Source organism: Paenibacillus sp. V4I3, from assembly GCF_030817215.1.
GTDB lineage: Bacteria > Bacillota > Bacilli > Paenibacillales > NBRC-103111 > Paenibacillus_E.
In genome coordinates this window covers 3,726,290-3,738,645 of the sequence record NZ_JAUSZA010000001.1, presented here as the reverse complement: position 1 = coordinate 3,738,645, position 12,356 = coordinate 3,726,290, and the positions used below count along the sequence as shown (strand labels likewise).

Here is a 12,356-nt window from a genome sequence, read left to right as displayed (position 1 = left end):
AACTCTTTTCTAAAGTTTGGTACAAGATTGACGAGTAATCAGTGTCGGTTTAAATAAATGAGACGTTCTCTCTACATCTTCTCCTTCTATTTGAGCAAACAAGCCTTCCGCTGCCTTCATCCCTACCTGCTGTAGCGGCTGGCGAACCGTAGTCAATGGCGGGGAAACCCAACTTGACAAGGTGATATCATCAAATCCGACGATTGACATTTGGTTAGGCACTTGAATCCCTTGCTCCTGTAACGCGCGAAGTGCACCGATCGCTGTTTCATCACTGGAGGCAATGACTGCCGTATAGCCTTCTTCTTTAAGCAGTTCTTTCATGGCCTCGTATCCGCCTTGATTCGTCCAATCCGACGCGACGACCCACTCAGGCCGGAATTCCATTTGCAATTCGTGCATCTTCTGCTGCAAGCCTTTCAATCTGTACTTGATAGGTCCCATGTGAGCAGGACCTGAAATATAGGCCACTCGACGATGCCCTAATTCATGCAGATAGGTAACCAGATCAGCAACTCCTGAAGCGTTGTCGATATCAACTGAGAATAAACCGTCCATTTCCCCATGATCGCCAATTAATGCAAGCGGATAAGGAACATCCATCATTCGCTCCAGTTCAAGTGGATCCCGCTTCTGGAAGCTAAGAAGAATAATGCCGTCAACCTGTCCTTCGAAAAGTAGATGGAGAAAGGACGCCTCTTGTTTGGCATTTGAAGTTCCGCTATAGAATATACAGTTATAGCCTTTCTTATTAGCTACGGCTTCAATCCCTTTAATTATGCCCGAATAGAAGATGTTCGAAATGTTGTCGACCACGATACCAATCGTATTCGTCCGACTCATGACTAACCTACGAGCATTTTCATTCCGATGGTAATTAAGAGTTATAATCGCCCTCTCTAAGGCCTCTTCTGTTGCTTTCTTTACCTTCTGACCATTTAAATAACGTGATACTGTACTTTTGGATGTATTCGCCACTCTTGCGACGTCATGAATCGTTGGATTCATTGGCTGCCCTCCTCTATACTCGAACAAAAGCGATTAAATTTTTATTTTCGGGAACGTTCCCATTTTAAGGATAAAAGATCGTTTTTTTGTTTACTTCGATAGGTGATCTCACTTTTTGAGAACGTTCCCATTTTGTTTTCAAAAAAAGGGGCTTGCTTATTAAGTTTCCCCACGCTTGTTTGGGATCGTTCCCAATTTGGATAATGGCGATTCGTTTATTTACCGATTTCTATAGTTACATGTTATCGCTTACACATAAGATTGTCAATACTTAATTTAACAAATAAACAAACCTAGTTGTTGTTCGTATTCATTTGTTTCAAACTGCACTTTGTGGTATAAAAACAACTTCAAAAGTGATATATAAACATTCCACACAGGCTACGTTTCAACCACTTCATCTATATTTTCAATATGCTGATTTACAATAAGCTGACCTCCATTTCGTTGTTGCCACCTTGAAAGGCTGCCGGCATGAACGACAGCCTTTGCTCACATTACGGGCAGCATTGTCCGGATACTCATGTGTTTACACGAGAAATTGATAATAATTTGAAGAGCTGGGGATGAGGGTGGCGAACGACTGAAACGAACGATACAACTCGGCGATTACGCGGTGCCCCATCCAATCGTATGGAAGCAGAGACACCGGAAGCATGGGATCCCTAAGGCTAATCTCGCTGATAACCTCTCCGACATGCAAATAAAGGACAAACAGCTCTAAGGGATCCATCCTGCCTCTGATTTCCTTATTCAACGCCGGCACAAATTCGTCTTGATACCATTGCCATTTCTCCTGATGCAGGCGATGGATGCCGGCTAGAGGCCAAATGTCGGCTGCCCGCTCGGGGGTAATATCCCGAAACAAAATCGACGCTTCCGAGATAGTGACGTATTCATCCATGGAGGCCGCATGAATCCAGGACAAAAGCTGCTTACTGTAATCCCAAGGAGAGACATAAACGCCTTTATACAGTTGACCGAAGCCAAGCTGCAGCAGCTGCAAACGGAATTGATCCCTTCTTTGCCTCTCTGACTCCGGTACCTCGAAGTGCACGAAATACCATTTGCGGTTCCAGTCCACATCGTATTGCCACGGTTTCCTGTTCACGAAGGATAAAAACTGCTCCCCTTTGTCCATTATGGAATACAGGGAACGCTCTTCCGCATGAATATACTTTTCTTTCTTCATTCGTGATAGAACGTTCCTGATCGACTGCTCCTTATAGCCGCGTTTCGTATAAATTTGTACTAATTCTTTAGCATGCATGCAACGCTTTTTTGTCAGCAGGAAAAGTATCTGCTTCTCGATTGACAGCATTCGGTTTTTGATCCCCTTCCAGAATACTTGCTATCATCATATTACAGTAATTTGACAAAAAAAGAAATAAAGAATATACTCGCATTGTCGTCAAACGAATAATAAATAGTATACGGAGGAGAAAAAAATGAACCTTATTTTTCACGGACACTCTTGCATTCAGATCTCGGACGGAGAGCGCTCGATCATCATCGATCCGTTCCTGAGCGGCAATCCCGTCGCCAAAGCGAAAGCCGAGGACATTCAAGTTCAATACATCTTGCTTACACACGGACACACGGATCACACCGCTGATGCGGAAGCTATCGCCAGAGCTAACGATGCGACCATTGTCGCCACCTTTGAGCTCGCTACCTATTACTCTTGGAAGGGCCTGAAGACGATCGGAATGAACATCGGAGGAACTGTGGACTTGGGATTTGCCAGAGCAAAGCTTGTTCACGCATTCCACAGCTCTTCTATTATAGCGGACGATTCCCAAAGCATCGTCTATGCAGGCATGCCGGGCGGATTTGTCATGGATTGGAACGGAGTTACGCTTTATCATGCCGGCGACACCTCCTTGTTCGGAGATATGAAAATGATCGGCGAGCTTCACGATATTGATTACGCGGTACTGCCGATCGGGGATTTTTACACAATGGGACCTAAAGATGCTCTGATTGCAGCAAAGTGGCTGCAAGCAAAGAACGTGATCCCGATTCATCACAGCACATTCCCAGGCATCGTGCAAGATACTGCAGCCTTCACCGCACAGCTGAAGGAGCAAGGAATCGAAGGCTTCGCTCTCCAGCCAGGAGAACAGCTTAAACTTGTAAAATAAAGTGGGTGTCAACGCCGAAGCCCTTTAAAGTTATTGAGGCGGATTCTCGACCTCTCAGTTTATTTTGGGTAATGCACCGGTTCTAAAACCTGACATGCTACATTGGGCCCATTGCGGAGCTCTTAAGAAAACTTGGTTAATCTGGTGCAATTGATGCGAATAGGTGATCATAAGTTGAATAATTTTTTGCTTACGGATACGAGCACTAACGAAGGCCAAGATAACTCCAGAGCTTTTTACCCCTTTATGTTGGAATAACTGGCACTGAAGTATCCTACTGCACAAGAAATGGCCAAGGCAACTTTGGATGAACTTCGGCAAACTTTATTAGCAGACGATGATGTTTTATAAGTGACGAGACCCTACACTGCCTTATTTAAGATCAAAGAAGCCCATATCCTTATGAATTGGAAAATCAATTTGCTTCCAAAATACGGGTATGGGCTTATTTTGTTTTCGTAAGCACTACACTACATTAGACTGAAGTTACCGCTTAAATGCTTGAAACTCCAGCGACTTCGCTCTACATGTTCTCGTGCAAATATTGATAAACATACGTCTCATCCAGCAAGCCGCGGTCGCACGAAACATGTACATCACAAGTACTTCTTGTCTATGTTATACCCAATCGCCGTCCCCCGGGATCGCGACTTGATCAAGCAGCCCTTCAGCCGTCAAACGAGTGTGCAAATCCGCTCTCGTGACGAGACAATGGTTTATCGTATCCATATGCACTGCAACAACCTTTGTATACGGAGCGTACTGGCATAAGCCTACCACATCGTCCGCATCCATCGTGATCGAGTCACCCACCGCGAATCTCGCGCCGCCAGCATTAACGACAGTCATATTAGGCCGATGAGCATCTAGTGCCTGCTTCACATCGTCACACCAAATTGTGTCCCCCGCGATGTACAGCGCCGGCTGGCCGTCCGCTTTGAGGACAAAGCCTGATACTTGCCCCATTTTCTTCCCGATATCACCTGTACCGTGCTGCCCGCTTGTTCGAATGATCGTCATGCCTTTGAAAGTTAAGGTCTCATTGATCGCAGTCACCGAAGTGAAACCAAAGGAAGCGATCGCTGCATCATCGTCCGGTTGGCATAATATCGGTGTCGATTTGGAGAGTGCCGCTGCAGCCGCATCATCCCAGTGATCCCGGTGCAAATGCGTCACGAGTACGGCATCTGGGCGAAATCCATCATGAATTGCAAAAGGCAACGGAACAAGAGGATTCCGTCTATCGTCCGTTGAATTAGGGATCGGTGGGTTCACCCTTTCGTCGGAGAACATCGGATCAATTAAGAATTGCACTCCTGCATATTCCAGCCATAGCGTTGCGTGGCGGATCAATTGAAGTTTCATTGTCGTATACCTCTTATCTTTTAGTTTATGGTTCTGTTACAATTATAGGATAAGCCGGAATAAGCGAATACGACATGGTGAAACGAAAAATCGGCTTTCATTTTCACATTGAAAGGAATTTCCTAATGTTGAGCAACCATACGATCGATGAAGTCGATCTTCGTATATTGAATTATTTGCTAAAGGACGCTACCCAATCCCACAAGGCAATTGGTCAGCTTATTCACTTGACCGGGCAAGCGGTTGGAGCTCGCGTGCGAAAGCTGCAGGATCTGGGTGTCATTGAAGGTTATACTTTACGCTGGAATCCGGACAAAATAGGGCAAGTCGTGAACGCCTTTGTTACCGTTTTCATGAAATCGAACACCGCCCATCATTTGTTTCAAACGTTTGTTCAACAAAATGATAAGGTCGCTGAAACGCATCGCGTAAGTGGCGAAGGATGCTACTGGATGCGGGTACGCGTCGGCACGCCAATAGAACTGAATGTTTTCCTTGACGAACTCTTGAAGTATGGCAACTACAAGGTAAGCCTATCGATTGGCCAAATCAAATAGCTGAATTCCCCACCCACAAGGTAGCAATTCAATGAGAAAACCTCTATCGAGGCCTTTCGAAGATGAGCGACCGCGCCAATAAGAAAGTCAGGTTTTCTTTTAGAAAAAACTTATACTTTCTTATGTGGTAAAAAAAAGCGGGGGTCCTAGAAGCCTTAAGGCTTCTATCGGACCACCCACTATCTCAACCCGTTACTTCAACTCTCATTCGTCTTCGTTTAGGATCAATTCCTTTACAGGACAAACAATCACCTGCACACCACACTGGCGGATATCATCAAGAATACTCGGTTCTACTAGGTCGCTAGTAACCAAAATATCAACATCTTGAAAGCTGGAAAAGGAGACCAATCCCTGCCGCTCGAATTTGCTATGATCGGCAACAATGACAATCTTTTGTCCTGCTGATATCATGGCACGTTTAACTTCAGCTTCATAGAGATCAGAGCTTGTAAATCCTTTACGCATGGATATCCCCGATGCACCTAAAAAGGAGAAGTCCGCATTATATTTTTGCAGTTCTAGTTCTGCCTGGGGTCCAACAAGACTCATCGATTTCTTAATGAGCTTTCCGCCAATGACGAATACTGAAGCATCTTCATTTTGACTGCTTTCCTCCGCTACATCTGTTCCGTTCGTAACCACCATCAACTTTGGTACATTTCGTAGGTGACGAGCCACGCACCATGTTGTTGAGCCAGCGTCTAATATAACGATTTGATTGCCTTCCACCAGCAAAGCGGCCATTTTCCCGATCGCATCTTTCTCCTCGTGAAATTGGAATCTCCGCTGCTCGACTGGCGGGATATTTTGTGAATTATTTTGCAATTCTTCTATCAAAATAGCGCCGCCGTAATTTTTTTGAATGATGCCTTCCTGCTCCAATTGGTTCAGATCGCGACGAATGGTTTCTTCGGAGACATTGAATTCCTTTACCAAATCCGCTACTTTAACACTGCGTTCTTGGAAGAGAATTTCTTTTATTTTGGTTCTGCGATGTATGGCAATCATAGTCAATCCCCCTCTAATCCTCGAATCCTTTACACTATTAGTTTCCGAATCAGAAAGGGATTTCTGATTGGGGATTTCTCAATGAAGATATGTAAATTCTAATATCGCTTTTCTGAGTAGGGTTGTCAAGAGCGATCCCCGTTAAAACCCCTAGTTGAAGAGGCTATTAAGCTCTATCTATCATAAAATATACTGAACCGAGCTGTTCCAAGCAGATATGTTCAGTTCCTGGTCAGCTTCAGGAATGGAGCTCCATCGGACGTTAATTGACTTACTTTCGCCTGGGAGTAATGAGAAATCATTATCCGTATAATAAACATAGCCTTCTGCCGTAACCGGACGGGCATCCTCCAGATGAACAAGAAAAGCAGCCTGTGTGCCAACATTCGTAAGTTGAAGCTGCCAGATTGCCCCTTCCTCTGAAATCGTTTTCTCCACCTGTATGCTGGTTTGAGGTAGTACTAACATCGGCACCAAATTAGCTGTCACGCTAAAAGGGTAGCAATTACTGCTAATGACTTCCTTCGCGGCGTTTACCAGATTGATGCGGAAGAAAAACACATCCTCTTGCAGCTGCTGGAGAGGCAGTTCAAATGTCCCAAGTCTGATGGCCGCATTGGACACCACTTTTCCTTGCCACTCGGCTTCCGAATATAGGTGTCCGCTTGCTCCAACTAAACACCATTGTGAGGTTAACTCCCCCAGTTCGATTCTATCTGACTGAACACCCCATACAACCGCTTTAAAAGTTCCCTGGCCTTCCCATGCAATCATAGCAAAGCTGGCTGAAACTTGTATAGTTTGATAAGCTCTAGCCATTGCGTAGTAAACCGGCTTAGGGTTCGTAAAGTAATCAAGCGCGGAAGTGCAATAGGCATTTGGAAATGGCTCATTGAACTGCCATGGAAGTGTTCCGCTATTTTGCCACATCCGGCGAAGATTAGATTCAACAGCATACCGAAGTCCTTCTGCTTGTAGAAACTGACTAGCTCTTATCAGCTCTTCCGGATTATGAAGCTCATTTCCGAAGGAGGACTGAATCATTGGTTCATTAATCCACCAGGAACCTCGGTGAAAATAAATAGGATTATCCCGGGTCGCTGGCCACTGGTTGGACTCAGATATCGTAAGGTTCAGCGTCTTTAAATGCGTCATTCCCTCTACGCCGAACTCACTGTGAAGCAGCGAGGTTCCTTTGTTATAGAGCTCATATTGTTGTGACAATCCCTGGAACTCCCAAGGCCCATGCACGTCATGCTGCCCAGTAGGATCCTGCTCGATGTTGTCCAGCGTATTCGAAAAGCATCGACCGGTAGGCGATGTCGGCAGCCAAAGTGCATCAGGATGTAGTGTTTCAACCACTTGTTTAAGGGCTCCCAATACGGGCTCCGTATCGTCAAGCGGCCGATCATCGCTATCCTGCAGCTCGTTACCCCCACACCACAATACGAGGGAAGGATGATTTCTCTTTCTCGGAATGATTTGTTCAGCTTCCTGCACCATCATCGTGATAAAAGCCTCATCTTCACTTGGTTTGTTCGCAATCCCAGAGCTGGATTGAATGAATTCCTGCCAAACCATGATGCCGTAACGATTACACAGCTCATAGAAGGCATCCTTCTCAATCAGCCCTCCACCCCATACGCGCAGCATATTAACTCCCGCCTGCTTGGCTAATGTTAACAGTCTTTCTAGCTTAACCGGCTGCTCTCTACCATACATGACATCCATAGGTACCCAGTTCCAGCCTTTGATGTACGTTTTATGCCCATTCACCACTAGCACATAAGGCCTTGCCGTTTGATCAGGTGTTTCATTCCGATGCCATGCCACTGTTCGAATGCCGAACGTTGTTTCTTTAACAGAACTAAGTAGGCTGTCAGCACGTCCCCCAGGCTCATTTATCTTTTCAAACACGTTAATTCGAACTCGATACAAATGGGCTTCTCCCGAACCATTCGGCTGCCATAGACGTGGATAGTTAAGCTGCAAAGTGGAGCTAAGCTTGGTTTCTCCCTCACTTATGAAGTGATCGGATACGACAGAACTAACTTGCTCTTCACCTGAAAAAATGCAGGTCTCCACACGTACTTCCGCCTGTTTCGCAGAGGAAAGCGTCGAATCTATTGTAAGATTTGCTAGTTCAAAATCATTGGAAAGCGTTGATCTCACATAAATATCCTCGATACGAATCGGACCTGTGACATCCAAATACACATCGTCCCATATCCCTTGATGAATCATCCGCGGACAGAAATCCCACCAATAAGTCATCCGGCTTTTATGTTCGCGAACGTAACTTGTTTTGCTAACTTGCGGCTGTTCGTCCGGTGCTTTTTCTATCACAACAGACAATAGGTTGGACCCGCCATAGTGAAGGGTATCCGTGACATCAAATACGGCTGCCGTAAACATGCCTTTGTGATGACCAATTTGGGTTCCATTCAGGAAAAACTGCGCCTCAAAATCAACACCCTTAAAATGAAGCTGAACGCGCTGACCAAACAATGAAGCATCGATGTCGAACGTTTTTTTATAAATCCACGTTCGTTCAGGCACCCATTCCGCCAAAAGACTATTACGCTCAAAGTAGGGGTCCGAAACCTCACCATTTTGCCAAAGGTCATAGAGGACCGTTCCAGGAACCGCCCCTTTCCTCCACCAACGACTATCTTTGGAGTCGGCTTTTTCGGCATTTCGCCATATCCAGTCTTCACCCAAGAAGTCTTTGAAAAGCCAATCGTTTCCGTTCAAACTTATTTGCTTTACTGCCATCTCTCTCACCGCCTTACCACTCGATTAGATCCGTCTCTGTAACCGAGAGGCTCGGATCGGCAGGAACACGGAAAGTTTTAATTTCGCAAGGACCGAATTGTGCTGTAATTTCCCGTTCCAAGTGAGGTAAACGAATGGTCGCCTCAGTCGTTTCTCGCGTTGTTTCATAAGCACGAATAATCAGATCACTGCCTTCTTCGGCTTTTTTCACTACACTGACAATGATATTATCCTTATTTACGTTTAAATAGGAATCCTTTTGAGGAAGCTCTCCCTCATGATAGGTTTCGATGATCGTGATCGGACGCTGATTTAGCTCCAGTGCTTGCTTGATCGTGCCGGCCTGCTCCCAACTGCCTTGATGCGGCAGCAGTCTGTAATTAAACGTCTGAATGCCTTGATCAATGAAGGAATAATGCCCCTGAGGCTCGGGAACTACAGGATCATGATGGGCATAAATCGGGCTGCGAATCACCGTCATCGCCAGCTCTTTATTCATAATGCTGTAGCTGTATTTTGCATCGTTCATGAGGGAAACACCATAGGAAGTCCCTCCGTGCTCACCAATGTCACGCAAAATACCGCCATAATCTACCCAGCTTTGCCCCGGCTCTTCTTCCCCATTATGCTCCCGCTCTTTGAATCCATAAGGGATTTCATACGTCTGTTTCGTAAATACCAAGTTGATTGGGAATACCAATTTCAACATTTTAAACTGCTCACGCCAGTCCACTGTCACTTTGACATCGATATAGTCCAATTGTTTATATAAGGTGAAATCCTGCACGATCTTAGAGCTGCCATATTCACTTGTGACTCGGATGACTGATTTAACCGGACCATGCTCGACGCGCTGAACGCTTGTCGCTATGAATTCGCCAATCTTATTGTTGAAATGAAAAACATTATGACTCCAAGTATCTGACTTGTCTTCGATAACGACAGGTCTCGCTGCGGGCCCGCGGAATACTTCATAATTTACTTTTTTATCAAATAAGCTGGAGATGAAGCCTGTCTTCGGATCAAATTCCAAGCGGAATCTATCATTTTCCAACGCGTAGTCGTTTGCTTTAATAGAATGTGATGCCAATTTAGGTTCCTGCGTAGCTGTGAGCACCTTATACACCTGATACCCCATAGACGGCAGCTGGGCAATAAAGCTAAGACGGTATCTGCCGCCAGCCGTTGCCTGAGATTGTACCAATTGGAAGGGAACTTGCTTGCCGTTCTCATCGACTAACGTCGTCGTATCCTTGATGCCGCCAATTTCCAACTCGATATTAACGGTGCTTTCCCAAGAATGAGGATTAAATACAACGATTGGCTTCATGCCATCTTCCTGTTCGATGCCGATATGCCAGGAAATTGATTGTATCGCATAGTTCAAGCCACGTTCGGCAATCGTCATCGCTTCACCGTGCATATTGCGTGCATCCTCATATGCCGATTCAAGACTAGTTCCGGCAAGGATATCATGGAATTGGTTAAACAACACATTTTTCCATGCACGATGAAAATCTGTTGGATAGGCTTGCCCTGTTCTTAATTCAGCCCATGAGGACCATTTTTCAGCTGCAATGAGCTTATTCTCAGCTTGACGATTCCAATGCTTAATGCCCGAATGAACGGCATAACAACCACTGGCATGGTGCTGAAGATCATCGTGGACGACTGGAATCGGCAGCTGCATAGCTTCCATATCGGCGAAAAATTCATTCGGTGCAGCCATCTCCATCGTCGGAAATTCAGGCAGCCCATTCATCCGCTTGATGCTGTCGATATTTTCTTTCGTTGGACCTCCCCCATGGTTGCCAACCCCATAGAAGACCATCAAGTTGCCAAAAGGATCCTTCAACTCCTCCATACAACGACGAACATGCTTCTCGAGGTCCTTGCCCCATGTGCAGTACTCAAATGGAATCCGGTAGGTCAGCACACGGCTGCCATCATCCGATTCCCAGTGAAATAGACGCCCCGGCAAGCCTTTCTCATTCGGCATAGGACGCATAAAAATATAATAAGGCATACCGCTTTTGAGCAAAATTTGCGGCAGCATGCCGTGATGTCCAAAGCTGTCGACGTTATAACCCACCTTCGCGGTTACACCTAATTTCTCCTTGAAATAACGCTGGCCATATAAGCCTTGACGGACAAACGATTCCCCTCCGGGAATGTTGCAATCCGGTTGTATCCACCATCCGCCAACGATTTGCCAGCGGCCTTCACGTACACGCTCCTTAATTTCTTCAAACATTTTTTTGTCGTTATTTTCAACCCATTCATAGTTTGCAGCGGAGCTCGAGGTGAAAATAAAATCATCATATTCTTTCATGCGATCGAGAGCTGACCGGAAGGTTGCTTTCGTTTCTTGAAAGCCTTCCTGCCACTGCCAAAGCCAAACTGGATCCAAATGGGCATTCCCGATCATGTAAAGTTTCTTCTGTTTCATAATTTCCCCTACCTTTATTGGATATTGGAGCGAATTTAATACTGAAAAGTCTCATACATGGGCTTGAACCATGGGTTAAAATATGCACCCAGCTGTTTCCGTGCCTCGGCTACTTTCGTTTTGGCGTCATAGACCAACGTCGGAGGCAAATGACCGAAGGTCATCAAGTCAAAATCATAGGTCAACAGCTTATCCAATGAATGGCCCCAAGCATCAATATCAGATCCGACTTTAGTATGGTAACCTCCCCATAGGGTATCACCGGCGATCAGAATTTTGTGAATGCCATCCGTTAGCCGCAGCGATACACTCCCAGGAGTATGACCTGGCGTATGAATAATTTCCAGCGAGAACCTGCCTACGTGCAGCGTCTCCCCGTCATTTAGCGTCCGATGTACTTGCAAAGCAGGAAAAGGCTTGCCATAGAGAAAAGCACCCGTTCGATCGTAATCGCCTTGCTCCACTTGCTCCCGATCTTCTTCGTGAATCCACAACTCAGCGCTGCTTTCTTGCGCCAACTGCGCGAAGCCGGATACATGGTCCCAATGACCATGAGTGGCTATTACTTTCGTAATATCTTGCGGACGCACTCCAAGCTCTCCTAAGTTGCGCTTTAACGCCGGATAGCCATCTACACCTCCACAATCTATTAGCACAGGCTCTTTGCCAGTAATCAAATAAGCACTCGCATCCCACGGATGAGTCAGCTTGTCGCCAGACACAACGTAGAAGTCTTCTGCGAGTTTAACAGCTTTAGACATTGGAGATTCCTCCTATTATTAAAAATAACCAGAGACTAGGTCTCAGGTATCGTGCTGTTCTACTTCATGCGCGGTACTAACCATACCCTCATGAATGGGAACATAACGTCCAGAACCCACATGAAGGGGAACGTCGATGCGTTATTTACCTAGAGAGTCGCTATTAGGCAAGCGAAACGGAACCCAACCCATATAAATCTGGCAAAGGAGGTGGCTTAAATCGGAATCCATTGTCATATAGGCTCACTTGAGGTTGCCGGATGAATGAAACCAAATCAGGCCATAT

At 45.7% G+C, this 12,356-nt stretch carries 9 protein-coding genes; 2 read left to right on the top strand and 7 right to left on the bottom strand.

Annotated features, from left to right (window positions below; translation table 11 throughout):
• Positions 1-9: 9 nt before the first annotated feature.
• Together QFZ77_RS17115 and QFZ77_RS17110 are read right to left on the bottom strand one after the other, a co-directional pair.
• Positions 10-1,008 carry a LacI family DNA-binding transcriptional regulator gene (locus tag QFZ77_RS17115; protein ID WP_307441275.1) on the bottom strand — a complete coding sequence of 333 codons (999 nt, stop codon included), beginning with the start codon at positions 1,006-1,008 and terminating at the stop codon, positions 10-12.
• Between the two features lie 529 nt (positions 1,009-1,537).
• Positions 1,538-2,329 carry a PaaX family transcriptional regulator C-terminal domain-containing protein gene (locus QFZ77_RS17110; protein ID WP_307441274.1) on the bottom strand — a complete coding sequence of 264 codons (792 nt, stop codon included), beginning with the start codon at positions 2,327-2,329 and terminating at the stop codon, positions 1,538-1,540.
• A 127-nt stretch (positions 2,330-2,456) separates the two neighbouring features.
• On the opposite strand from QFZ77_RS17110, the gene QFZ77_RS17105 reads away from it, so the two are divergent.
• Complete coding sequence (locus tag QFZ77_RS17105) at positions 2,457-3,152, top strand: metal-dependent hydrolase (protein WP_307441273.1); 696 nt, start codon at positions 2,457-2,459, stop codon at positions 3,150-3,152.
• Between the two features lie 618 nt (positions 3,153-3,770).
• Here the strand turns inward: QFZ77_RS17105 and QFZ77_RS17100 are convergent.
• On the bottom strand, positions 3,771-4,517 hold the full coding sequence (locus tag QFZ77_RS17100; RefSeq protein WP_307441272.1) for an MBL fold metallo-hydrolase: 747 nt from the start codon (positions 4,515-4,517) through the stop codon (positions 3,771-3,773).
• A gap of 125 nt (positions 4,518-4,642) precedes the next feature.
• Here QFZ77_RS17100 and QFZ77_RS17095 point away from each other — a divergent pair, with 125 nt between their 5' ends.
• Positions 4,643-5,074, top strand: coding sequence for an Lrp/AsnC family transcriptional regulator (locus tag QFZ77_RS17095; protein ID WP_307441270.1), 432 nt, complete (start codon positions 4,643-4,645; stop codon positions 5,072-5,074).
• A 204-nt stretch (positions 5,075-5,278) separates the two neighbouring features.
• Here the strand turns inward: QFZ77_RS17095 and QFZ77_RS17090 are convergent, their stop codons facing one another.
• The 4 genes from QFZ77_RS17090 to QFZ77_RS17075 all read right to left on the bottom strand — a co-directional run bounded on the left by QFZ77_RS17090 (position 5,279) and on the right by QFZ77_RS17075 (position 12,070).
• A complete protein-coding gene (locus tag QFZ77_RS17090; protein ID WP_307441269.1) occupies positions 5,279-6,085 on the bottom strand; it encodes a DeoR/GlpR family DNA-binding transcription regulator in 807 nt (268 codons plus the stop codon).
• A 180-nt stretch (positions 6,086-6,265) separates the two neighbouring features.
• Positions 6,266-8,860, bottom strand: coding sequence for a glycoside hydrolase family 2 protein (locus QFZ77_RS17085; RefSeq protein ID WP_307441267.1), 2,595 nt, complete (start codon positions 8,858-8,860; stop codon positions 6,266-6,268).
• A 13-nt stretch (positions 8,861-8,873) separates the two neighbouring features.
• Positions 8,874-11,309 (bottom strand): alpha-mannosidase, encoded by a 2,436-nt coding sequence (locus tag QFZ77_RS17080; RefSeq protein ID WP_307441265.1) that lies wholly within the window; start codon positions 11,307-11,309, stop codon positions 8,874-8,876.
• 35 nt (positions 11,310-11,344) lie between these two features.
• A complete protein-coding gene (locus tag QFZ77_RS17075) occupies positions 11,345-12,070 on the bottom strand; it encodes an MBL fold metallo-hydrolase (RefSeq protein ID WP_307441263.1) in 726 nt (241 codons plus the stop codon).
• Between the last annotated feature and the right edge of the window lie 286 nt (positions 12,071-12,356).

Excerpts from the sequence above, each read along its gene's own strand:
- QFZ77_RS17090 (WP_307441269.1), bottom strand. The coding sequence starts at position 6,085 with ATGATTGCCATACATCGCAGAACCAAAATAAAAGAAATTCTCTTCCAA.
- QFZ77_RS17105 (WP_307441273.1), top strand. The coding sequence starts at position 2,457 with ATGAACCTTATTTTTCACGGACACTCTTGCATTCAGATCTCGGACGGA.
- QFZ77_RS17075 (WP_307441263.1), bottom strand. The coding sequence starts at position 12,070 with ATGTCTAAAGCTGTTAAACTCGCAGAAGACTTCTACGTTGTGTCTGGC.
- QFZ77_RS17100 (WP_307441272.1), bottom strand. The coding sequence starts at position 4,517 with ATGAAACTTCAATTGATCCGCCACGCAACGCTATGGCTGGAATATGCA.
- QFZ77_RS17115 (WP_307441275.1), bottom strand. The coding sequence starts at position 1,008 with ATGAATCCAACGATTCATGACGTCGCAAGAGTGGCGAATACATCCAAA.
- QFZ77_RS17080 (WP_307441265.1), bottom strand. The coding sequence starts at position 11,309 with ATGAAACAGAAGAAACTTTACATGATCGGGAATGCCCATTTGGATCCA.
- QFZ77_RS17110 (WP_307441274.1), bottom strand. The coding sequence starts at position 2,329 with ATGCTGTCAATCGAGAAGCAGATACTTTTCCTGCTGACAAAAAAGCGT.
- QFZ77_RS17085 (WP_307441267.1), bottom strand. The coding sequence starts at position 8,860 with ATGGCAGTAAAGCAAATAAGTTTGAACGGAAACGATTGGCTTTTCAAA.
- QFZ77_RS17095 (WP_307441270.1), top strand. The coding sequence starts at position 4,643 with ATGTTGAGCAACCATACGATCGATGAAGTCGATCTTCGTATATTGAAT.